The 22,166-nt window shown below is 55.4% G+C and carries 16 protein-coding genes, 1 tRNA gene and 2 rRNA genes; 13 read left to right on the forward strand and 6 right to left on the reverse strand.

Features of this window, described 5'->3' with window-relative positions:
- The first annotated feature begins 19 nt into the window (after positions 1 to 19).
- The 5 genes from ABIK48_06430 to ABIK48_06450 all read left to right on the forward strand — a co-directional run bounded on the left by ABIK48_06430 (position 20) and on the right by ABIK48_06450 (position 5,577).
- The gene (locus ABIK48_06430; protein MEO0021795.1) at positions 20 to 226 is read left to right on the forward strand and encodes a hypothetical protein; all 207 of its coding nucleotides are present in this window, start codon (positions 20 to 22) and stop codon (positions 224 to 226) included.
- A gap of 440 nt (positions 227 to 666) precedes the next feature.
- Complete coding sequence (locus tag ABIK48_06435) at positions 667 to 948, forward strand: SWIB/MDM2 domain-containing protein (protein MEO0021796.1); 282 nt, start codon at positions 667 to 669, stop codon at positions 946 to 948.
- 246 nt (positions 949 to 1,194) lie between these two features.
- A 23S ribosomal RNA gene (locus ABIK48_06440) occupies positions 1,195 to 4,209 on the forward strand.
- 39 nt (positions 4,210 to 4,248) lie between these two features.
- A 5S ribosomal RNA gene (rrf, locus tag ABIK48_06445) occupies positions 4,249 to 4,365 on the forward strand.
- 48 nt (positions 4,366 to 4,413) lie between these two features.
- Positions 4,414 to 5,577 (forward strand): SpoIID/LytB domain-containing protein, encoded by a 1,164-nt coding sequence (locus tag ABIK48_06450; protein MEO0021797.1) that lies wholly within the window; start codon positions 4,414 to 4,416, stop codon positions 5,575 to 5,577.
- On the opposite strand, the gene ABIK48_06455 is transcribed toward ABIK48_06450, so the two are convergent.
- Positions 5,578 to 6,171 carry an arginine decarboxylase, pyruvoyl-dependent gene (locus ABIK48_06455; protein ID MEO0021798.1) on the reverse strand — a complete coding sequence of 198 codons (594 nt, stop codon included), beginning with the start codon at positions 6,169 to 6,171 and terminating at the stop codon, positions 5,578 to 5,580.
- 23 nt (positions 6,172 to 6,194) lie between these two features.
- Positions 6,195 to 6,267, reverse strand: a tRNA-Ala gene (locus ABIK48_06460).
- Positions 6,268 to 6,453: 186 nt separating this feature from the next.
- On the opposite strand from ABIK48_06460, the gene ABIK48_06465 reads away from it, so the two are divergent.
- Together ABIK48_06465 and ABIK48_06470 are read left to right on the forward strand one after the other, a co-directional pair.
- The gene (locus tag ABIK48_06465) at positions 6,454 to 7,785 is read left to right on the forward strand and encodes a hypothetical protein (GenBank protein ID MEO0021799.1); all 1,332 of its coding nucleotides are present in this window, start codon (positions 6,454 to 6,456) and stop codon (positions 7,783 to 7,785) included.
- A 59-nt stretch (positions 7,786 to 7,844) separates the two neighbouring features.
- Positions 7,845 to 9,383, forward strand: a complete 1,539-nt coding sequence (locus ABIK48_06470) for a hypothetical protein (GenBank protein MEO0021800.1) — start codon at positions 7,845 to 7,847, stop codon at positions 9,381 to 9,383.
- On the opposite strand, the gene ABIK48_06475 is transcribed toward ABIK48_06470, so the two are convergent.
- Positions 9,377 to 10,486: a hypothetical protein gene (locus tag ABIK48_06475; GenBank protein MEO0021801.1), complete on the reverse strand. Its 1,110-nt coding sequence runs from the start codon at positions 10,484 to 10,486 to the stop codon at positions 9,377 to 9,379. The two genes, ABIK48_06470 and ABIK48_06475, sit on opposite strands and share 7 nt — an antisense overlap.
- 226 nt (positions 10,487 to 10,712) lie before the next feature.
- On the opposite strand from ABIK48_06475, the gene ABIK48_06480 reads away from it, so the two are divergent.
- The 4 genes from ABIK48_06480 (at position 10,713) to ABIK48_06495 (ending at position 17,359) form a co-directional block, all read left to right on the forward strand.
- Entirely contained in the window at positions 10,713 to 11,180 is a 468-nt protein-coding gene (locus tag ABIK48_06480; protein ID MEO0021802.1) for a T9SS type A sorting domain-containing protein, read from the forward strand.
- Positions 11,181 to 11,231: 51 nt separating this feature from the next.
- A complete protein-coding gene (locus ABIK48_06485) occupies positions 11,232 to 13,760 on the forward strand; it encodes a FlgD immunoglobulin-like domain containing protein (protein ID MEO0021803.1) in 2,529 nt (842 codons plus the stop codon).
- Positions 13,761 to 13,824: 64 nt separating this feature from the next.
- The gene (locus ABIK48_06490; GenBank protein ID MEO0021804.1) at positions 13,825 to 15,618 is read left to right on the forward strand and encodes an ABC transporter ATP-binding protein; all 1,794 of its coding nucleotides are present in this window, start codon (positions 13,825 to 13,827) and stop codon (positions 15,616 to 15,618) included.
- Positions 15,611 to 17,359 carry an ABC transporter ATP-binding protein gene (locus ABIK48_06495; protein MEO0021805.1) on the forward strand — a complete coding sequence of 583 codons (1,749 nt, stop codon included), beginning with the start codon at positions 15,611 to 15,613 and terminating at the stop codon, positions 17,357 to 17,359. Before ABIK48_06490 ends, ABIK48_06495 begins: the two co-directional genes overlap by 8 nt.
- A 9-nt stretch (positions 17,360 to 17,368) precedes the next feature.
- On the opposite strand, the gene speY is transcribed toward ABIK48_06495, so the two are convergent.
- Genes speY through ABIK48_06510 form a run of 3 tightly spaced genes read right to left on the reverse strand, consistent with a single transcriptional unit; the run spans position 17,369 to position 20,726 of the window.
- Complete coding sequence (gene speY / locus ABIK48_06500; protein ID MEO0021806.1) at positions 17,369 to 18,538, reverse strand: deoxyhypusine synthase; 1,170 nt, start codon at positions 18,536 to 18,538, stop codon at positions 17,369 to 17,371.
- A gap of 10 nt (positions 18,539 to 18,548) precedes the next feature.
- Positions 18,549 to 19,694, reverse strand: coding sequence for a type III PLP-dependent enzyme (locus ABIK48_06505; protein MEO0021807.1), 1,146 nt, complete (start codon positions 19,692 to 19,694; stop codon positions 18,549 to 18,551).
- A 36-nt stretch (positions 19,695 to 19,730) separates the two neighbouring features.
- Positions 19,731 to 20,726, reverse strand: coding sequence for a zinc-dependent alcohol dehydrogenase family protein (locus tag ABIK48_06510; protein MEO0021808.1), 996 nt, complete (start codon positions 20,724 to 20,726; stop codon positions 19,731 to 19,733).
- Positions 20,727 to 20,974: 248 nt separating this feature from the next.
- On the opposite strand from ABIK48_06510, the gene ABIK48_06515 reads away from it, so the two are divergent.
- Positions 20,975 to 21,328: a DsrE family protein gene (locus ABIK48_06515; protein ID MEO0021809.1), complete on the forward strand. Its 354-nt coding sequence runs from the start codon at positions 20,975 to 20,977 to the stop codon at positions 21,326 to 21,328.
- Between the two features lie 143 nt (positions 21,329 to 21,471).
- The gene (locus ABIK48_06520) at positions 21,472 to 22,122 is read left to right on the forward strand and encodes a hypothetical protein (GenBank protein ID MEO0021810.1); all 651 of its coding nucleotides are present in this window, start codon (positions 21,472 to 21,474) and stop codon (positions 22,120 to 22,122) included.
- The last annotated feature ends 44 nt before the right edge of the window (positions 22,123 to 22,166 follow it).

Below are 22,166 nucleotides of genomic sequence, written 5' to 3' on the forward strand. Positions count from 1 at the left end.
TCAGTTTCTAAAAAGACGGTTGAACCTGTTTCTTACCATATCCGACCCGCTACCACCAATCTGGTCAAGTTCATCTGAGGGCAAAGGTTTTAAACAGAGCGGATGGAGCTGGTTTGTGGGGTTTCGTGCCACTATCGGCTTGACCTATAACTTCAACAACTACCGCTTCCAGCGCCGCCGTTCTTTAGAGATTGAGCAGGAGTTGCAGCGGGAGAATACGGATTGAATTTGGATCGCAGCCCAAGTTGCGTCAATCAAATCCATCACCGGTGGTAATCTGTCTCTTGGGGGTATAAAGCACTGCTCACCGGAAAAATTATAAACGCGCTGGCGAAATGTGCCGAGCATTCCGGTGGTGATCAGGGGGTGTGTTGGATCAACCCCCGGCTCATGAACTTAATTAGCATCAGAAGGTCAGGTATTGTGTGTCGGCTGCAGAGTCCGGGAATGAATGAGCAGTTCGATTGCTGTGCTGATTCATAGGAATATCAAGGCTGGCTGTCAAGAAATACGCGCCGGTTTTGAGGGAAAACCGGGATTTTCTGGCTGCTGTTTTCGCTTGACAGAGGGAAGTTTCTGCTCACAATGATTATAATGCCTGTCGAAGCAGACAGGAGGAAGACGATGGTTTTCAAACCGCCCGTAACGGGCAGAAAGGAGCAGTAAATGCCGCGTGGACAAGCATTGATGAACCGCACCGTGAAGCTGACGGAGGCGATGCAGCCGGTCTTCGGTCCGGGGAAGACGATCAAGGTCCGGGATATCAACAAGAAGCTCTGGGCTTACATTAAGAAGCATAAGCTGATGACCGGCGAGGGACCGCTGATGAAGCGGAGCGTCAAGCTGACTCCGGAGCTGCAGGCGATCATGGGCAAGAAAGCCTCGGTCAAGGTCGGTGAAATGATGAAACTTCTCTGGAAATACATTAACGCCAATAATCTGTTCTAGTCCACAACTTCCCCCGGAGCAGTTAAGGCAGACCCCCGGCAGTCGGGGGTTCAGCCTTTTTATTAGCCGAACCCCGGTGAGATTATTAAGTCTATTTTTTTGATAAAGTTAAAATAACGGAGCCGTCTGAAAATTTATTGTTTTTTCTGCTTGACAGGTAAGGCAGGATTTGTTAATATATAGTTAGCCAAAATTTTTGAATATTTTGCTCTTTGACAATTTGGAGAAGAGGCAGGCTGATATTCACCTCAAGCTACTAAGAGCACATGGTGGATGCCTCGGCAGTTGAAGGCGATGAAGGGCGTGGTAAGCTGCGATAAGCGCCGGTGAGCTGCACACAAGCTTTGACCCGGCGATGCCCGAATGGGGAAACCCGTGCAGAGTAATGTCTGCACATCCCGGGATGAATCCATAGTCCCGGGAGGCGAACCCGGGGAAGTGAAACATCTCAGTACCCGGAGGAAAAGAAAGCGAATGCGATTCCCTGAGTAGTGGCGAGCGAAAGGGGAAAAGCCTAAACCGATTCCGGTGTCAAGCCAGCAGGCGTTGCCGGAACGGGGTAGTGGGAGCCAGTCCCGCCGGCTGCTGGGAGGCGAAGGAGTTACAAAGGTCTGCTGTTAGCCGAAGTCTTCTGGAAAGGGACACCAGAGAGGGTGAAAGTCCCGTAGGCGAAAACGGCAGGCTCTCCTGCGACTGGTTTCCCGAGTACCACGGGGCACGAGAAACCCTGTGGGAATCAGGCCCGACCACGGGCTAAGGCTAAATACTCTCAACTGACCGATAGTGCACCAGTACCGTGAGGGAAAGGTGAAAAGAACCCCTGGCGGGGAGTGAAATAGAACCTGAAACCATGTGCTTACAATCAGTGGGAGCAGTGGCGGTCTTTCCGCAAGGATCGATCGCTGCTGTGACCGCGTGCCTTTTGCATAATGACCCGGCGAGTGAATGTGCGTGGCGAGGTTAAGCCTCTCTGAGGCGAAGCCGGAGCGAAAGCGAGTCCTAACCGGGCGACTAGTCGCGCGCATTCGACCCGAAACCCGTGTGATCTACCCATGGCCAGGTTGAACTTGGGGTAACACCCAAGGGAGGACCGAACCGGTGGCCCTTGCAATAGCCTCGGATGAGCTGTGGGTAGGAGTGAAAGGCTAATCAAACCGGGTGATAGCTGGTTCTCCCCGAAATGCCTTTAGGGGCAGTCTCGCAAGTTCAGTTGCGGAGGTAGAGCACTGGACGGGCGCTCCCCCACAATGTGGGGGAAAACCCGACCAAACTCCGAATGCCGCAACTCCAGATTGCGGGAAAGAGGCTGTGAGCTCTAAGGTCCATGGCCGAGAGGGGAATAACCCAGACCACCAGCTAAGGCCCCTAAGTGTATGCTAAGTGGGAAAAGAGGTGAGGTTGCTCAGACAGCTGGGATGTTGGCTTAGAAGCAGCAATCATTTAAAGAGTGCGTAACAGCTCACCAGTCGAGCGACCTTGCGCTGAAAATTCATCGGGGCTCAAGCATACCGCCGAAGCTGTGGACTTCTCCGAGCAAGTCGGAGGAGTGGTAGGGGAGCGTTCTGCAGTAGGTTGAAGGCTGACCGCGAGGCCAGCTGGACGAACCAGAAGTGATTATGCCGGGACGAGTAGCGTTAAAACAGGTGAAAAACCTGTTCGCCGGAAGCCCAAGGTTTCCTGGGGAAGGTTAATCCGCCCAGGGTTAGTCGGTGCCTAAGCTGAGGCCGAAAGGCGTAGGTGATGGGAATCCGGTTAATATTCCGGAACCACCTTGGTGTCGTTACGAGCTATGGGGGGACGCAGTTGGAAGGGTCCAGCCCCGTGCTGGATCGGGGTCTAAGCCATGGTGATGGCGCGTAGGAAAACCCGCGCGCGGAATTCACTGTGGCGATGGGGACTCTGCCGTCAGGCAGGGGAACTGGACCGGACCGGCTGCCGAGAAAAGCCTCTATGCCAGACATCAGGGTGACCGTACCGTAAACCGACACTGGTGGGCGAGGAGAATATCCAAAGGCGCTCGGGTGAGCTCTCGTTAAGGAACTCGGCAATCTAGCCCCGTAACTTCGGGAGAAGGGGTGCCACCGCAAGGTGGCCGCAGTGAAGAGGCTCTGCCGACTGTTTAACAAAAACACATGTCTCTGCTAAGCCGTGAAGGCGAGGTATAGGGACTGACACCTGCCCGGTGCCGGAAGGTTAAGGAAGGGGGTCAGCCGCAAGGCAAAGCTCCCGACCGAAGCCCCGGTAAACGGCGGCCGTAACTCTAACGGTCCTAAGGTAGCGAAATTCCTTGTCGGGTAAGTTCCGACCTGCACGAATGGTGTAACGAGTGGAGCGCTGTCTTAACGAGAAGCCCGGCGAAACTGTAGTGGCGGTGAAGATGCCGCCTGCCCGCGATTGGACAAAAAGACCCCGTGAACCTTTACTACACCTTGTCATTGGACCTTGGCCGAGCATGTGTAGGATAGGTGGGAGGCTGTGAAGTCCGGACGCCAGTTCGGATGGAGCCGTCGGTGAAATACCACCCTTGTTCTGTTGGGGTTCTAACACCGTGCTGTTAATCCAGGCGGTGGACAGTGGCAGGCGGGTAGTTTGACTGGGGCGGTCGCCTCCCAAAAGGTAACGGAGGCGCTCAAAGGTCGGCTCAACACGGACGGCAACCGTGTGGTGAGCGCAAGGGTATAAGCCGGCCTGACTGTGAGACCGACAGGTCGAGCAGAGACGAAAGTCGGACCTAGTGATCCTGTGGCTCTGCGTGGAAGGGCCATAGCTCAACGGATAAAAGGTACTCCGGGGATAACAGGCTGATCGGGCCCGAGAGTTCACATCGACGGCCCGGTTTGGCACCTCGATGTCGGCTCATCGCATCCTGGGGCTGGACAAGGTCCCAAGGGTTGGTCTGTTCGCCCATTAAAGCGGTACGTGAGCTGGGTTCAGAACGTCGTGAGACAGTTCGGACTCTATCCATCGTGGGCGGAGGAGACTTGAGGGAAGCTGCCCATAGTACGAGAGGACCTGGGTGGACGCACCTCTGATGTACGAGCTGTCCTGCCAAGGGCACCGCTCGGTAGTCAAGTGCGGCAGGGATAACCGCTGAAGGCATCTAAGCGGGAAGCCCCTCCCAAGATTAGGTCTCCCGTGTGGCAGGCCGCAAGGTCTGCCACCCTGAAGGCCCCTGGTAGACTACCAGGTTGATAGGCCACAGGTGTAAGCGCAGCAATGCGTTCAGCCGAGTGGTCCTAATCGGCCGTGCGGCTTGAGGTTTCAGTCTGCTTCTTCTCCTTAAATCTGGTCTGTAAGATTCCCGGCGGTGATACCGGAGGGGAAACACCTCTTCCCATACCGAACAGAGCCGTTAAGCCCTCCAGGGCCGATGGTACTGCGCTGGCAACGGCGTGGGAGAGTAGGTCGCTGCCGGGTTTTTCTTTTTCTGTTTGACCGGCAGTCATTTCCGGGTAAATTTCTTTGATGCGGACGCCGGTTCCTGGATTAATTCTGGTGGTAATGATAATCGCCGGCTGTTATCAGCCGGTGGTTGTTTATCAACAGTCAGAGCACACTCCTGAACCGGTTCTGGTGCGGGTCCGACTGACCGTGCCGGATAGTGGAGTGGTGATTAGCGCCGAGCCGGAACTGCAGGTCAGGATTGGCGGCAGAGCCTGGAAATCAAAACGGGTGCGGGTGATTTTTCAACCTCGGGGATTCCGGCTGGCGGATGGCGATCTGCCGCCGCAGGTATTCCGGGATACAGCGGTGATTACCAGCGGTTCGGGACTGCTCCGGGTCGGCTCCCGGCGCTATCGGGGTGCGGTGTTAGTCTTTTTTCTGAGCGATTCAGGGCGGACAGTGGTTGTCAACCGGTTGCCGCTGGAGGAGTATCTTTACAGTGTCGTTCCGTGTGAAATCGGTCCGGTCAATCCTGAAACCTACGAGGCGGTGAAGGCACAGGCGATGGCGGCGCGCAGTTTTACCCTGAGCCGGCTGGGCCGGCGGGAGGGGCTCGGTTATGATCTGTATGACAGCTACCTCCGGGATCAGGAGTACCGTGGTGCGGGTGCGGAGCTGGTGCTGGCAAGTCGGGCGGTTGATGAGACGCGCGGCGAGGTGCTGATGTATCAGAATGAAGTGGCGGAGGCGCTGTATCATGGCAACTGCGGCGGGGTAACTGCTGACGGCGCAAATCCCTCTCTGATCAGTGTCCGGGACAGTCCGGGCGCCGGCGGGCGTCCGTTCTGCAGCTGGAGCGACAACTTCTCCTGGCGGATGTCAATCGGACTTGACAGCATTGAGCGCACCCTTGCCCGTCTGAGCGGCAGATCAGGCAGGGTCCGGGTGAAGGGTGTCCGGCTGATGAGGGATAATGAATCACACCGGGTGCAGAAACTTTATTTTAAGACGGACCGGGGAGAGCTGACAGTAAATGGAGCTGATTTCCGTCTTGCTCTCGGTCTCAAATCCACTTTTTTTGAACTCAGGATCAGTCGGGGCAGGGTGATTTTTGAGGGCAAAGGCTGGGGGCATGGGGTCGGGATGTGTCAGGATGGAGCAGTCGGGATGTCAAGGCTGGGGTATGATTACCGGCAGATACTGAAGCATTATTATCCCCGGCTGAAGCTGGGTAGGTGGTACTGATCAGGTCTGGGATTCTTCTTCAGCAATTTCCTTTTCTTCCGGGGCATCGGTAATAAAAACAGCGGCAGCCACAACAGTTGTCCACAGGCCGTTCTTGTTACCGATGGCGGTCTGGGTGATGTTCTGGGTGCGGACGATCTCCCGGGCGATCTTCCAGATCTCCTTGCGTTTGTCGTAGCTCAGATCCGGATCAAAGGGAACGCCGAGCGTGGTGGCAAGCATCTGAGCTGCCAGGTCCTCGGCGTAATCGCCGGCGCGGTCCTCCCGTTCACCAAAGGAGTGATATTCGGACAGGTAACCGTAGCGGGAAGGGTCCTTGGGAATGGCGATACCCACCGAGGCGGAAATCAGCCGGTGGGGTTCATTGGTAGCGTTGTCACTCATCACCACAAACAGGACCTGACCAGGTTTCAGCAGGTTGAGTCCGCGCTGACGGGAGATGATCCGGCAGTAGGGCGGGAAAATTGAAGATACCCGCACCAGATTGTAAGGTGCAATACCGGCGTCGCGCAGTGCCGCCTCAAAACTGGCAAGCCGTTCCCGGTGGATACCGACTCCTTTGGTAAGAAAGACATAGCGGGGCAGGATGACCATTTTCCCTCCTTAAAAATAAAAAGTGGAGCAGACCAGATTTGAACTGGCGACCTCCAGAGTGCGATTCTGGCGCTCTCCCAGCTGAGCTACTGCCCCACAGTTTTGAGGTGCCGGCTTCAAAGCCGTAACCTCCCGGGATAATTATAATTCACCGGTTAGAATTGTAAATCTCTGCTGACCGCTGTCAAGCGGATAGTTGAGACTGCAGAGCGGTTGACAGAAATAGCGATCCATGGTATGATAAGCTGGTGGTGGTCTGCTGATAGCCAAAAGGAGGTGTCCATGAAGAGTGGCAGAGTGCTGCTGAGTGTGGCACTGCTGTCAGGAATGGCTGCCGGACAGTTTGAGTTCGGCGTTATTTGTTCCACAACCAGCCGTTTCGCAACCGGACCCAGCAACAGTCACAAACTGGCTTATCGCTCCGAGATGCTTTATCCGGACCGGGATACGCTCACACTCGTTTTTCAGTCACGGGAGAGTATCTATTACTGTTTATCCGGAAACGGTCCGGTTCAGCCCTGGAGCCGTCCGGTTGGCATTTATCCCGGTCGGGATCCGGGAATCACCTGGGGCAGAGATAGCGATCGGCATCTGGTCTGGGTGATGAGCGATACCGGGTCGGGCGTGCCCAATGTTCATTACCGGAATCTGGAATTCCGGATGCTGCCGGTGAATGTAAGTGCCAGCGGAACCGACTGCGGTCATCCGGATGTCTATGCGGACAGCACCGGGGTTGCCCATGTTGTCTGGGAGGAGGGTGCGGATCAACCGCAGATCTGGTATCGCACTGTCAATGAGAACGGGGTGATCAGTGGGCGGTTCCGGGTTTCAACGGACAGCACCGCTCAGTGTCGGTTTCCGGCGATCGAGTGCTTCCGGGACACTATTTATGTCATCTGGCAGGAGTTCAATCCGGCACAGCCTGCACCCTACCGGATTGTCCAGCGGCGTCAGGTGAATGGCACCTGGCTGCCGGTGCAGGTGCTGATGTCAGGTTCGGAACCGCTGGCACATCCGAGCCCTGACTTCGCTTCTGGTGACCGGTTTTCTGCTGCCTGGGAGGTCTGCACCGGCGGAAATTATGATCCCTATTTCGCCGGTGGCAATGGTGGCGGTTATCATACTGCCGGTATGTCAACGGTGCCGGTGGTGGCAACCGTGGGCACAGTCTGGTCCTACCTTTTCTGGCAGGAGGATTCAGCCGGATTTCAGGACATCTGCTATCATTTATATTATTTCATGACCGGCTGGACCAGGGGCACGGTGCGCCGGCTGTTCAGTATCGGTGAACCGGTTCGTGCCCCCAGCGGTCTGGGTGCCCTTGCGGTCTGGACTCAGGGTGACACTTCCCCCTACAAGGTGATGTGGGGATTTTTCGGCTATCCGGTCGGAATTGAGGAGGCGGAACTGCGGCTGACCGGCAGGCAGTATTCAAAGTTTGTCAATGACGGCTCCGCACTTTTCATTCCTCAGCCGGGCGGGGTTGTTCTTGATATCAGCGGGCGCCGGATAGTTGACCTCAGACCCGGATTCAATGATCTGAGCCGGCTCCAGCGTGGAGTCTATTTTGTGCGTTCCGGTACTGAACTGCAGCGGATGATTTTGGTGCGCTGAAGGACGGGATTATCGTCAGAAAGAAAACCGCATTTCTGTTACTTGCCGGTGTTCAGCTGGTGTTCGGCTGGTATGCGAGCCGGGTGGAATTTCAGCACCTGTGCTGGTCACCTGACAGTCGCCGGCTGGCTTTTACTGCCCGTTATTATGACGAAGGTTCGGATGTTGAGGGGCTGGAGAGCGGGGATGTGGTGGCGTGGGTGCGGGTTGACAGCCAGTTGCCGGTGCGAATCCTGACACCATCGGTGATTAACCGTGTGATTCCGGATCATTCCGGTGAGCAGCTGGTACTGACTACCGGTTGGGGGGTGTTTACGCTCAATTTTGGTGACGGTTCGGTGCGGCAGCTGCTCCTGGTGGATGAGCCGGGCGACCGCCGGAACTATATTGAAGACGGGGTCTGGTCCGGTTCCGGCACCAGGTTAGCGCTGACTGTATTTGACTATAGCAGCAACCAGTTTCAGCTCCGGGAACTGGAGACAGACCGCGGCATGCTCCGGTCACCGGGCGCGGTTGCAGCCGATGCCGACTGGCTGGCGGTGCTTTATTATGAAGGCGACAGCGCGCTGGTTATTGCAGAAAGACCGCGGGCTGATTCTGCGGCACCGGTCAGTTTCTGGCGGCTGGTGCCGGACAGGAACAGGAAGGAACCGCTGACTGCAGAGCAGATCAGGTCCGGGGCATTTCCTCTGATCAGTTACCGCGTGCCGGCTGAGGGTGAGATTGAGCTGGAAAGTCTGGGGGTGCCGGTGCGCAGGCTGAAACTGCAGCCGGGCGGGGAGATTGAGAGCGTAAAGTTTGCTCCTGATTGCCGGCATATTGCCTATACCAATTTTGATGGTTCGAGACGGACGCTCTGGCTGGTAAAAACCGATGGCAGTGGCAACCGGCGACTGCCGGGTGCGGGACCGTATGCCTGGCAGGCAGACGGCAGCGGACTGCTGATATTTCATAAGGACAGCATCGTTCATTTTGGGCTTGACGGCCGGGTTAAATATCTCTTTTCACTCAAGGGGTTTGAGGTCAGTGCAATTGTCCCGGCACCGGAGGGCAACCGGTTGCTTCTGGAACTGATTCAGGCGGATACCGGTCTGGTAGCAGTTGCCGAGCCGGATTCGGCTCATTTCCGGATTATTGGCAAAGGTTATCAGCCCCGATGGCTGAATGCCTATCGGGCATGCTTCCGCACTGCGACCGGATTTGGCAGGTATGACCTTACCTCCGGTGAACTGCAGATGGTAAACCTGATTACCAGCGGTTTTGCGCCGGAATGGCTTGATGACACCACCGTGATTTTCGCCGCCGGCACTGGTATCTATCAGACCACGGGCACCCGGCTTGAAGTTAAATATCCGGAGCAGCGGCAATGGTGGTGTGTCAATGTCAATACCGGCAGGATGTGGCAGTATCCGGATGCCTTCAGAGGCGGTTCAGCACCGGCGGTTCGGAAGGGCGCAGTTATTTCGCCGGACCGCAGACTGAAGGCGTGGATCGGTGATGCCGGACCGAGAAACGGACTTAACCGTCCTGCGGTCTATGTCAGCGATGTCAAGGGCGGTGGAAGGCGTATCGTTGCCGGTCCCTGGACCAACTACTGAAGATAAGAGCTCAGCAGCCGGGCAGCGGTTTCAGCACCGGTGATCGGAAATTTCCCCCAGCCCGCCTGTGCCATTTCTGCCAGTCTGCCGGCGTGGCGCAGGGTATTGATGATTGAGCCCAGTTTCTGCGGTTGAGTTAGCGGCAGACATACCCCGTGTTCTGCAGCAAAGGTGAAATTCAGGGGCGCAAACGGTCCGATATGCGGTAGCAGGGTAAACATCGGCAAGCCCAGGCCCAGCGTCCAGTTGGTTCGCTCGTGCGCTGCTGCCACCATCAGGTCAATTTCGGGAAAAAGCGCGGCGGTCTTTTCATTCTCATCAGCCCGGGAGGGAAATACCATGGTGCCGGGAAGTCTGGGGGCAAATCTACCCTCGGTGCCGGCAAAGACAAGCACCTGGTGTCCAGCATCAAGACAGGAGCGGGCGGCAAGGCAGAGCGCCTTCATATGGGGGCGGGGATAGGCGCCGGAGGTGAAGAAGGCAACGGTCAGCGGCTGGTCAGTGCGGTAGCGCGCCAGGCGACTATGGAAGGCGGTTTCTGCACGCGCCAGCAGTTGCGGTTCGATGAGCAGTCCGGTGACCGCCACTCTTTCGCTGCTGATGCCCAGCGCCTCAAAACACCGGGCGGTCGGCTCCAGCGGGACAAGAATCAGTTCCGCTTCAGCGATGGCGGCACTTTTCGGAGCGGCGATCTCACCGTGCAGATAGACAACCCGGCAGACCGGTGCCAGCAGCCGGGCGAGGAGTGGATGGTCAACAAGCACGATTCCCGGGAAACTGCCAAATTCTTTCCTCAGTTTAGGATCAAGCAATGATAATACCGATGCGGAAACCGTTCCGGATTGCCGTATCCGGTTGTAAATTCCGGTCAGCGGTCCGCCTCTGCCGCCAAGCCGGTAGAGCTGTCTTAACAGCCGCCAGCCCGGTCCTGGTGGTGTCAGTCTGGGTACATCGGGCAGAAACGAGAGCACGGAGTCAAGATAGTTCGGATGTCCCCGCCCGATTCCGGCGGAAATGGCAACAAACCGGTTTCCTGGTGTGATGATAGGAAGTATAAGTAAACGCGTTCCAGCGTCAAATACTATTGACAGGAATAGAATCATATATTATAAAAATAATACAATTTTTATGCTTTCTGCATCCACTGGTTATCTGGCAGGTTACTCACCAGCCAGTAACAGTTGGAGAAGCTCGGATCGGCTGCCAACTGCAGAGTTAGGACCTGGCGGTGCACTCTGCTCATACAATCGTAATACAAATGAATTGTTTATTTACTGCCTTGCAGGTGACCTGCCGTCTGGTAGTGACCGGAAAACATATAAGAAAAATGTGAATTTCCGCTGGGAGTATTTCGGTGGGATTGACACCGATGTCCGGATGGGTGGTGCAATTACTGCGGATTATTATCTGGGTTACATCTATGCGTTTGTAGGTGGTGGTTCGCGAGACTTTTACCGCCGATGGTGGGGCAGTTACGAGGAACCTGAGAGTGGTGGTGGACAGGCGGAGGGTGTATTACTTGACGATAGTTGTCGGGGCAATTCAATCTTAGTCCGTCAGGGGGAAATGGTCAGATTACCCTGCCGGGTGGCAAAGCCGGGCTGGGTCAGGAGTGATGTCTATTCAATCTCCGGCAGGAAAATCAGGGGCTTAATCATCGGTCAGTCTGGCTCCGGTTATCCGGTTGTGGAATGGGATACCCGTGATGATGCCGGCAGGTCCGTTTCCGCCGGGGTTTATCTGGTCCGGTTTGCCACCGGTAATAAAGCACAGACTGTCCGTGTGGTTATAAAGTAAAAGGGGGTGTCCGTGATGCACCCGGGGAAGCCCTTATCCATAAGCAGTAATTTGAAGCTGGCGGTTTTTGCAGTGCTGGTATCGGTTCTTAATGCAGTTCTTTATGCTCAGGTTATTGAACGGATGACACCACTTCCCTGGCTGGATTATAATGGAGCACTGGAGCCGTATGGTGTCGTGGCTAAGGAACTTGTTCTTTCGCAAACCGAGAATAAATTGTACTGTGTCAGTGATCACTGGATTTCGGTGATTGACTGCGAAACAAACCGTATTATCAAAGAGATTCCGTATGTTCGACGATTTGATGATACCTATGGTTATGCCGGATTCTGGCACAGGAGAACCAACCGGGCATATCTCTATTCACTGGGCGGGGTGGATGTGATTGACTTTCACAATGACAGTCTAATTGCCCAACTCTGGACTATCAACGAAAGTTTTCAGGGTATGGTTTATGACGATTCAATGGATTGCCTGGCGGTTTGTGATGAAAGTACTGAATTGAGAAGGTTTAATGCAGTGGTATTTTTTGACGGGTTAACCCATCGTCTGATTGATTATGTTGTGATAGGGTCCGGAATCCCGGTGCGGATTGTCTGGGCACCTGAGATTCAGAAGTATTATGTTCTAAGTTCAATCCATTTAGGCTCAATATATTTCACCTACTGGCTGAATATCATTGATGCCCGGACCAGACCTTTGGTTGCTGAACAGGTTCTTATCAGCGATTCCGCGTGGGAAGTAAGATCTTCAGATATGATTTATGTCAATCAGCACCGGAAGGTTTACCTGGCTTTGGGGAATGAGTTGGTGGTCTTTGACTGTCGTGGTGATTCGGTATACCGTCGGTTAAATGCCGCTGCTAATTTACTTGCTTATGATCCCGGTCTGGATAAAATCTATGCTGTAACCACAGGAGGCGATTCAACAATTTATGTAATCAGGGCGGCAAGTGACAGCATACTGGGCCGACTGATTCTGCCGTGTATTACACCTGATCAGTCTTACGGACTGATTCCGATTCCGGAATTAAAAAGGCTCTATCTTTACTCTAATGTCGGGGTTGCGGTAATTGACTGCCAGACAGATTCGTTAATTACACTGCTCGCTGTTAATAATAACCGCCAGCAGGGTACAGTCTGCTACAATCCCAACAACAATTGTCTTTACATCAGCAGTAGTAACCGGATATATGTATTTGATGCGGCAGCGCATCAGCTGGTGGACAGCATTCGGGGCGGCGTTCAGATCAGCGCTATCTTCTGGAATCCGGCGGTGCGGAAACTTTATGTTTTTGGCAATGTTTCGGACAGGTCGCTGTGTTCGGTTCTTGACGAGACCGGCAGGCTGCTGAAATCATTTGGAGTCGGCGCGCCGATTTATGACGAAATAAATGTCTGTTTACCGGATAAATCGGGAAACAAGATTTATGTGATAGTCAATGAGGATCAGATGGTGAAGGTGATTGACTGCATTGCCGATACGGTGCTCCGTGAGATTCCGGTGCTACCCGACCCCTGGATGCTGACCAGGACAACCCGTGATAAATACCTTTACTGTGTTCATTTCGCCGCTCCGAGCAGATTGACCGTCATTGATACCGAAACCGACAGCGTGGTGCAAACGGTTCCACTTGATTTCGACGGGGCTATAGGGTGTTACTGGCATGCAGGTGTAAACAAAGTTTATATTGCCCATCACTTCAGGCCTTTTATTTCGGTGTATGACTGTTCATTGAAACGGGTAACTCATGTTATTCGGGTGCCTTATCCTGTTTGGTACATGTACTGCGATACTGTTTTCAACCGTGTTTATGTCTCGCCAATTCACCTTGACGGGGTGCTTTTTTCAATTGACGCCGGTGCTGATACGGTGCTGAAGCTGTTTCCGGGGGGGAGGTCTAGGGGCTGGGTAACCGGTGCTAATAATAAGGTATATTACAACGCCCTTACACTTTCACCGCAGGGGTATGATGAGGTGATCGGAGTAATAGACTGTGCCCAGGAGAGTCTGATAAAGGTGATTTATCCGGGGGCAAGCGTTCAGACTTATTTGACGACAGCATTCTACGATAATAAGCTATTTATCCCCATAGACATTCGGGAGAGACCTGATGCGGGGAGGGTGGACACTACCGGGGTGATCGTCGTTGACTGCATTAATGACCGGGTTATCGGTTACATAGAATTTCCGATTGGAGCACCGTATTTCACCTTATTTGTTGATGTTGACCGTGATGGACACCGTCTCTTTGCCCAGTCCCGGAGCCGGATTTACACGATCAGGCTGACGCCACCTGGGACAAGTGAAGGTGATGGGTTTGGAGTCAGTGCGGTGACGGTCAGTCCCAATCCGGTTTCCGGGAATTGTGTTATCCGCGGTTCGCTGCCAACATCTCTCCTGGTGGTTTATGATAAAGCCGGCAGGACAGTCCGGATACTGAAGCCGGCAGTCAAAGCCGCAGAAACGGAGTGGCACTGGGACGGCAGAGATGAAAAAGGTAATGCCGTTCCCGCGGGCGTTTATTTTGTCCGGGCGGCAGGATCACCCAAAGGGGGAAGGCTGGTTCTGATTCGCTGACCGCGGTTTTCCGGGACAATTTCCTTACTGGACACCTCGCAGAATTTACTGATAATTTAGGTCTATGTTTCATGGTGAGTTCATGCTGCCTGAGGAGGAGGAGCGGGCACAGGGCCGGGCAATTGATTACCTGCGCCGGCTCTGGCCCTTCTTCTCTCCATATCTGGGCAGGATTGTGGCAGCCGGCCTGCTGCTGCTGGTCTCGAGCGGGCTTTCGCTGCTCGGTCCGGTGCTTTTGAAGCGGGCGATTGATGTCAACCTCGTCCGGAGTGACCTGCACGGGCTGGCAATTACCTCGCTTTTATATCTGGCGGTTCAGACCGGCATCTTCGTTGCCACCTATTACCAGCTCGTGTGGCTGGCGCAGGTGGGTGAACAGGGTGCGGCAGATCTGAAAAGGCGGCTGTTTGAGCACATCCTGAAACTGCCGATGTCCTTTTTTGATCAGAATCCGAGCGGAAAGCTCATCTCCCGGGTTGAGAGTGACACCGAGGCGCTGAAGATGCTTTTCACCCGGACCTCGGTCGTGCTGCTCCAGAGCGGCCTGATGCTTGTGGGGATGAGCGTAATCATGGGCATTACCAGCTGGCGGCTTTATCTGCTGGTGGCGATGCTTCTGCCGCCGTTTGTGCTTGCCTTTTACCTGTTTCAGAAGAAGGTCCGGCCGGTTTATCTTGAGGTCCGGCGCCGGGTGGCTGATATCAACAATCTGGTGGTGGAGGCGCTGCGCGGACTGCCGGTGATTCAGGTGTTCAATCAGGAGGGGAATTTCGCTGCCCGGATGGACCGGCTGAACCGGCAGAAGTTCACGGGTGAGCTGAAGGCGTCCTATCTCTGGTATGCGGTCTGGTTTCTGGTTGATTTCGGTGAACTCTTGGGGATCGGACTGGTGCTGGCGGTCGGCGGGAGCTGGGCTTTGAAGGGTGCGCTGACCGTCGGCACGCTCGTGCTTTTTATCTCCTATATCAGCCGGCTCTTTGCTCCGCTGCGGGCGATTTCGGACCAGATTAACATCATGCAGCGGGCGTTTGCCTCAGCGGAGCGGGCGCTGAAAATTCTGGACCAGCAGCCCGAGCCTGCCGGCAGAATCACCGGTCCGCTCAGGTTCAATCAGGAGATTGAGTTTCAGGGGGTGTGGTTTGCGTATGAAGGTGAGGAGTATGTGCTCCGGGATATAAATCTCAGAATCGGCCGGGGCGAGAAGGTGGCACTGGTCGGTGAGACCGGCGGGGGCAAGAGTTCACTCATCGGACTGATTCTGAAATTTTACCGTCCGCAGCAGGGGAGGATCCTCTTTGACGGCATCGACCTGCAGGAGATTGATAATGAGTCATTGCGCCGGCTGACCGGATTTGTGCCGCAGGAGGTGGTGCTGTTTCCGGGCACGGTGCTGGACAACCTCCGGCTGTTTGACCAGACTGTTACCCCCGAACAGGTGATCCGGGCGGCAGAGCGGGTGCGGATTGACGAATCGATCCGGCGTTTTGCTCAGGGGTATGAAACCCCGGTTACCGAAGCTGGCGCGAATCTTTCGCTGGGTGAAAGGCAGCTGCTGGCATTCGCCCGGGCGCTGGTGCGGGACCCGCAGATGCTGATTCTGGATGAGGCGACATCTGCAATCGATCCCCAGACCGAAAGGCTGATTCAGGAGGGCATGCAGGAGCTGCTTGCCGGCAGAACCGCCATCATCATTGCTCACCGGCTGGCAACGATTCAGCTGGTTGATCGGATCGTCGTGGTCCACAAGGGCAGGATCGCAGAGCAGGGCGCGCATGAGGAGCTGCTGAGAAAAGACGGCATCTATGCCCGGCTTTTCCGGCTGCAGTTTGTCGAGCAGGCGGTGGGGAGCAATGGCTAGGGGCAAGGCAGGCGGATTGCAGGTGGTTTATGACTTCTGGCGCCGTAACATTCCGCTGGCGGTCCTGCTGGTGGTGCTGACCGCATTTGCCAGTGCGGTGGCGGTTGCCTTCCCCTATCTGCTCCGGCTGATCATTGACGGGATCAAGTCGGAGATTACGAGCCGGAAACTGCTGACTTATGTGCTGATACTTTCCGGGTTCGGGCTGGCACGGGCGGTGGCAGATGTCCTGCTGCCGTTTCTGAGGGGCAGGACTAACGAAAGATTTCAGTGGGAAGTTCGGAGCGGGGTGTTCAGCCGGCTGCTCTACTACGATTACCGGTTTACCAACCGCTTCCCGAGTGGTGATGTGATGGAACGGCTGGACCACGACCTGCAGGAGCTGTCCTGGTTTGCCTGTTCCGGTATCTTCCGTTTCGCCGCCGGCGCCATGCTCGCCCTGTTCACGCTGGTGATGCTTCTGCGTATGAACTGGCTGCTGACGCTGGTGACGATTGTGCCGGTGACTCTTGGGGTGGTCGGCTGGCTCCGGCTCGGTCCGAAAATCTACAGCCTGTTCATGCGCTGGCGGGAGCAGATTGCCGAGATCAACAACCAGCTCCAGTCGACATTTGCCGGTATCAGGCTCGTCAAGGCGTTTGTTACCGCCGAAGGTCTGGCAGGCCGGTTCAGAGCGACGCTGGACCGGCGGGTCGGACTGGCGGTTCGCGAGGCACGGTTTGAATCCCGGCTGCAGGTGCTGTATATGATGATTGCCGAGCTGGCACTGCTGCTGGTGCTCTGGGTGGGCGGAGGACTGGTGATCGCCCGGCGGTTGACTCTGGGAGAGTTCGTTGCCTTCAATGTCTATCAGCTGATGCTTTTGCCGACGATGTTTGATATCGGCAATTTGTTTGTCTCCGGCAGAAGGGCAAGCGGGGCAGGGACACGGATTATGGAGCTGGTGCGCGAGGATTACAGCATCAGTCGCCGGGGTGCGGATCTCGAACCGCTGCCGGGTGAACTACGGCTGGAGCGGGTGGTCTTCAGTTATAACCGGGTGCCGGTGCTCAGGAATGTGTCAATGGTTATCCCTGCCGGCAGGAAGATCGGTATCGCCGGCACGGTCGGTTCGGGCAAGAGCACACTGCTGCGGCTGATACTGCGGCTGATGGAGCCGGATGCGGGTACAGTGATATTAAACGGCACCGATATCCGAGATCTGAACCTGATCGCCTATCGCCAGCTGTTCGGATATGCACCGCAGGAGCCGGTTCTGTTTTCGGACACATTGAGAAACAACATTCTGTTCGGACGCAGGGCAGATGATTCCCGCTTGCATGAGCTGTTAAGACTGGTTCAGCTCGAGGATGATGTCCGTGAGTTTGTCCGGGGTTTGGATGAGCCGTTAGGGGAACGAGGCACCGGTCTGTCCGGCGGTCAGAAGGCGCGGGTGGCGCTGGCACGGGCGCTGCTCCTGCAGCCGGAGATAATCATCCTTGATGATGCCACTTCCGGGCTGGATGCGGATACCGAGCAGGAGTTCTTTGCCCGGCTCTTTAACGCACTGCCCGGCAGGACATTTATTATCGTTTCCCACCGGCTCAAGGTGCTTTCCGCCTGTGATTACATCTATGTCCTGGACCAGGGTGAAGTCAGCGAGCAGGGCACACCCGCCGAACTGTTGTCAAGGTCCGGTCTCTATTACCGGCTTTATGAGCGTCAGCTCCTCAGGGAGGAGCTGGAACAGCTTGACAGTTAGATTACCGCTTCAGATCCGGGTGTGCTGGAAAAACTCCTGTTTCAGCCGTTCCATCATTTCTACCCGGCGGTCATAGAGCCGGTGGAGCTTGCGCGGTTTGTGCCTTGCCAGCGCATAATGGGTAAAGAGCGGCAGTGCCACGGTTGCGTCCAGATAGCAGACGATCGCATCCGGCAGCCGGTTCGGATCCACCTTGCCCCAGGAGACCGCCTCGTGCGGGGTCGCACCGGAAAGTCCGCCAGTATCAGGCCGGGCATCGGTGAACTGGATGAAGTAGTCCTGACCGACATCGCGCAGCATCAGGATCTCCTGAATCTGAGGTTCGGTCTGGAGCATGAAGTTCTTCGGCGAACCGCCACCGACCAGTACGACTCCGGACTCGCCACCGGAACGCTTGGCATAGAGCACATAGGATGTGGTTTCATTGACATCAATTGACGGGTTGATGCGCAGTTTCAGCCCCTTGAGTTCCAGTCCGGCAATGTTCATTCCGATCGTTGAGTCACCGGGGGAACTGGTGTGGACCGGGACGCCATAGCGGTAGGCGGCGGCAAGGATCGATACATCCTTAAGCCCGTTTTTCTCCTCGTATTCGGCGGCGTACTTCCCGAGATAATGGTAGAATTCAGCGGTGCCCATCTCCTTCTGGAACTCGGGCTGGAGAAGGATTTTCCGCAGGATTTCGTCGGTGGCACAGAGACAGTCGGTGTAACCGAGGAAGATGTCGTAAATTCGGACAACATCATTCTTGCGCAGATCGGCATCATCAACTGCAGGGGAACCCGCGTAGAGTGGAAAGTTGAAGGCAAAGTGCAGGTCGTGATACATATTGGCACCGGTGGTAACAATCCAGTCAATAAATCCGGCTTTGATCAGGGGGACAATGCAGGAACAGCCGAGACCGGCAGGGGTAAGGGCACCGGCAAGCGACATGCCGATGATTGTCTTCGGTTTGAGCATCTTCTGGACAAACAGCTGGCATGCCTGACGGAGCCGGGCAGAGTTGTAGGCAAGAAAGGTTTCTTCAATCAGATAGACCGCTGACTCTTTGCCGGTGATACCTTCGGGCAGAATCCGCTTGCCGGAGAGATAGAGATGCTTGCGCGGGGTCCGGCGTTTCCGCAGCCAGTCCGGCAGTTCGCTGAGATCAGGACGGTAACGGTAATTTTTCTTCTTCATTTTTCACCTCCTATGGGACAAAAATGGTCTTTGCCGGCGGAATGCCGTTGAAGTGGGTTGCATGGGCAATGGAATAGGCACCGATATTCTGGGCATACACCAGATCCCCCAGCTCCAGCTCTGGCAGTTCCTCGGCGGTGGAGATGATGTCCAGCGAGTCACAGGTCGGTCCGGCAAGGGTGGTGAGCTGGGTCGGTCCCTGCTTCAGAGTTGCAAACTGATATTTGCAATGGTCAAAAACGGTGCCCGAAAGTGCGCCATACACACCATCATCAAGATAATACCAGTGCTTGTTATTGCGAATCGACTTGCCGATTACCGACATCAGCAGAAAGCCCGCTGGTCCGACAATCGCCCGTCCCGGCTCGGCGATCAGCCGGACATCATCCGGGAAAAGCCGGGCAAGTTCCATATTGAGTGCGGGGGCGATATCGGCAAACCAGTCCGGGTCGGTATCAAAATGGCGGATTGGAAATCCGCCGCCGATGTCCACCAGTTTCAGATTCAGACCCTTGTTTTCTGCCTCGGTCAGGATCATCCGGGTGAGCTCAAGGGCGTCAAGATAGTTATTACCCTGCAGACACTGGGAGCCGACATGGAAGGAGATACCAACCGGTTCCAGCCCGAGTTTTTTTGCCTTGAGCAGGAGGGGAATCGCATCCGCCGGTTCGGCACCAAATTTGAGTGAAAGCTCCACCACCGAGCCGACATTCGGCACTTTGATTCTGACCACCACCTGCGCCTGCGGTGCATGGCGGGCAATCTTGTTCAGCTCATATTCGGAGTCAAAGGTCATGAGCCGGACCCGGCGCCGGATCGCATATTTAATCGCCTCCGGCCGTTTGACCGTATTGGCAAAGATCACCCGTTTCGGATCCGCACCTGCCGCAAGTACCCATTCAATCTCCGGTTCAGACGCTACATCAAATCCGCATCCCTCCTGGGCAAGAGTTTTGATCACCTCGGGGTTCGGGTTTGCCTTGACCGCATAGAACGGCTCCACCCGGGGCAGGAGCTTGCGGAACTTTGCCAGCTGGGCTAAAAGCAGGGTGCGGCTGATGACAAACAGCGGGGTGCCGTGCTTTTTTGCGAGCCGGGGAAATGAGGCGCGCAGTTTCCTCAGATAGCCGTTCTGATTTTTGATATTTGTGTTCACGCCTCAATTATTGCCGGTCGGATTTGCGGGTCAAGATTAAACACCGGCCGGGATGAGCACCGCGGCGCCATTGATCCGGCTGTGCTTGACCGCCAGCAGGGCTTCGTTTGCCTGCTCAAGCGGAAAGGTGGTGACGGTGGTCTGAAGCGGAACTTCCTCTGCCAGCCGGAGCAGTTCAATCACATCCTGCCTGGTGCTGTTGGCAACCGAAACTAGCTGCCGTTCGTGGTAGATCAAACCATAGTCCAGCACCGGGATCGGGCTCATATGGATGCCGGCAAGGGCAAGGGTTGCGCCCCGCTCCAGCCAGGCAAGCGCCTTCGGCACCAGTTCGCCTGCCGGGGCAAAGATAACCCCGGCGTCCAGGGTAAAGGGCGGCTGTCCATCGGCACTGCCGACCCAGTCAGCGCCCAGTTCCCGGGCGTGCTGCTGATGAAGCGGACTGCGGGTAAAGACCGCAACCGGACAGCGCCAGTATTTCAGAATCTGCAGACAGATGTGGGCAGAGGCGCCAAAGCCCCACAGCCCGACCCGGTCGCCAGGCTGAATCTGCGCCCGCCTCAGGCTCCGGTAGCCGATCACACCGGCACAGAGCAGCGGTGCGAGATTTGGCACAGGGATTTTCCGGGGCAGGGGATAGCAGAAGCCGGCGCGGACGAGAGTAAACTCGGCATATCCACCATCGGTATGAAAACCGGTGAACCGGATGTTTTCACAGAGGTTCTCCCTGCCCTTACGGCAGTGTTGACAGGTTCTGCAGACACCGGCAAGCCAGGGGATGCCGACCAGTGTGCCGGGTGGTGGCTGGGACACATTCTCGCCCAGCTTGTCAACAATGCCGACAATCTCGTGTCCGACAATGAGCAGCAGGCGCGGGACCTTTATGTCACCCTCAATCTCATGGATATCGGTATGGCAGACACCGCAGGCAAGGACCCGGACCCGCAGTTCATCCGGACCGGGTTCCGGAACGGGCAGTTCGGACGCCTCCAGCGGTGCAGTTTCCACCGGTGCGATCTTGCGCAACACCATCGCCCGCATCGGAAATTATTAAACATTGTGAACCCGGCAAGACAAGCACGGCGGATGTTCGGTTGCGGTCTTCAGGCAGACAGTGACCGGAAATGGATTCCTCGACTGCGCTCGGAATGACAGAAGGAGTAATTCCGGTCCGAATGCGCCTTCGTTCTTGGTCATTTCGACCGGAGTGGAGAAATCCCTTCCGCTACCGTTGACAGTGAGGCAGAGCAGTGGTAATTTTATTCAGAAAGGAGCTGAAAATGGAAAAACGCCGGGTTGCCATCTTTGCCTTTAATTCGGATCCAGTGGTGTTTGCCCACTGTCTGCTCAACGGACTGGGGATGCAGGCGCAGGGCTGGGAGGTGAGGGTTGTGATTGAGGGTGATGCGACCAAGCAGGTCTCGCTTTTGCGCAATGAGACCAAGCCCTTTGCCGCTCTGTGGCAGAAGGCGAAAAATGCGGGCATTATTGACTGTGTCTGTGAAGCCTGCGCCCGCAAGAACACGGTTGTGCCGGCGGTCAGAGAGCAGGGACTGAATCTGTGCAATGAGCTTGAGGGCCATCCGAGCGTTGCCCGTTATATTGAGCAGGGCTATGAGGTGCTGGTCTTCTGATGGCAGGATGAAATACGTCCGGCATTGTAAATCCATTATTGACATATTGAAAATTTATTATATAGTATCCGTGAGCCAATGGTGTCATTAATTCCCGGCAAGGGAGGCTAAAATGAGACACCTGAAAATCTTGATTGTTAGCAGTGTGCTCACCCTTTCGCCTATATGGGGGGTGGGTTCGGCTGGCTAACTTTTATGGGCACGCAACCGGTCCTGGAACCGCAATAGCAGCAGGACGCGGTCTTGAAACCGGTTCTCCCACTCCGGATGCGACCACACTGCTCTGGCTTCTCCATGGTAGAGATTCAGATGAAATAAATTTTTTTGAGCGCTGGTATGCACCGTCAGGACCACCAGGTTCATGGGCACGCCGGCAGAATTTACCGTGGGAAGATCCGAGAAGGGACAAGGTAGATTGGGGAGCCGCACTTTGTCAGGCTGGGGATACCTTCTATGCGGTGTTTGGCAGAGATAACGAACCCCAATTCTGGTGTTATTATGATTCCCAGGAACCTGATGGAAGTCAGTCTGTCGATAGGATATCTGCTCTGCCGTCGGTTATGCTTCTGCCCTCGGGCAGAGAATATCAGATCGTTGTTAATGATGTATCCGGATCCGTAAATCTCACGGTGTTCAGTGTTGCGGGCACAGTGATGAAGCGATTAAGTGAATGCCCAATTTCCGGCAGGTGTGTTCTGCGGTTGGACACCGGTCATTGGCAAACCGGCATATATTACTGGCGGCTTGAGACCTCTGCCGGGGTGACGGCAGGCAAGGTTACGGTTATCCATTAATCAGAGGGGATAATGACACCATTGGCTCGGTTGAAATTACATTA

The organism is candidate division WOR-3 bacterium, from assembly GCA_039801085.1.
GTDB lineage: Bacteria > Hydrothermota > Tepidihabitantia > Tepidihabitantales > Tepidihabitantaceae > JAOABP01.

Coding starts and splice junctions, on each gene's coding strand:
- ABIK48_06435 (MEO0021796.1), top strand. CDS start 667: ATGCCGCGTGGACAAGCATTGATGAACCGCACCGTGAAGCTGACGGAG.
- ABIK48_06450 (MEO0021797.1), top strand. CDS start 4,414: ATGCGGACGCCGGTTCCTGGATTAATTCTGGTGGTAATGATAATCGCC.
- ABIK48_06455 (MEO0021798.1), bottom strand. CDS start 6,171: ATGGTCATCCTGCCCCGCTATGTCTTTCTTACCAAAGGAGTCGGTATC.
- ABIK48_06465 (MEO0021799.1), top strand. CDS start 6,454: ATGAAGAGTGGCAGAGTGCTGCTGAGTGTGGCACTGCTGTCAGGAATG.
- ABIK48_06475 (MEO0021801.1), bottom strand. CDS start 10,486: ATGATTCTATTCCTGTCAATAGTATTTGACGCTGGAACGCGTTTACTT.
- ABIK48_06490 (MEO0021804.1), top strand. CDS start 13,825: ATGTTTCATGGTGAGTTCATGCTGCCTGAGGAGGAGGAGCGGGCACAG.
- ABIK48_06495 (MEO0021805.1), top strand. CDS start 15,611: ATGGCTAGGGGCAAGGCAGGCGGATTGCAGGTGGTTTATGACTTCTGG.
- speY (MEO0021806.1), bottom strand. CDS start 18,538: ATGAAGAAGAAAAATTACCGTTACCGTCCTGATCTCAGCGAACTGCCG.
- ABIK48_06510 (MEO0021808.1), bottom strand. CDS start 20,726: ATGGTGTTGCGCAAGATCGCACCGGTGGAAACTGCACCGCTGGAGGCG.
- ABIK48_06515 (MEO0021809.1), top strand. CDS start 20,975: ATGGAAAAACGCCGGGTTGCCATCTTTGCCTTTAATTCGGATCCAGTG.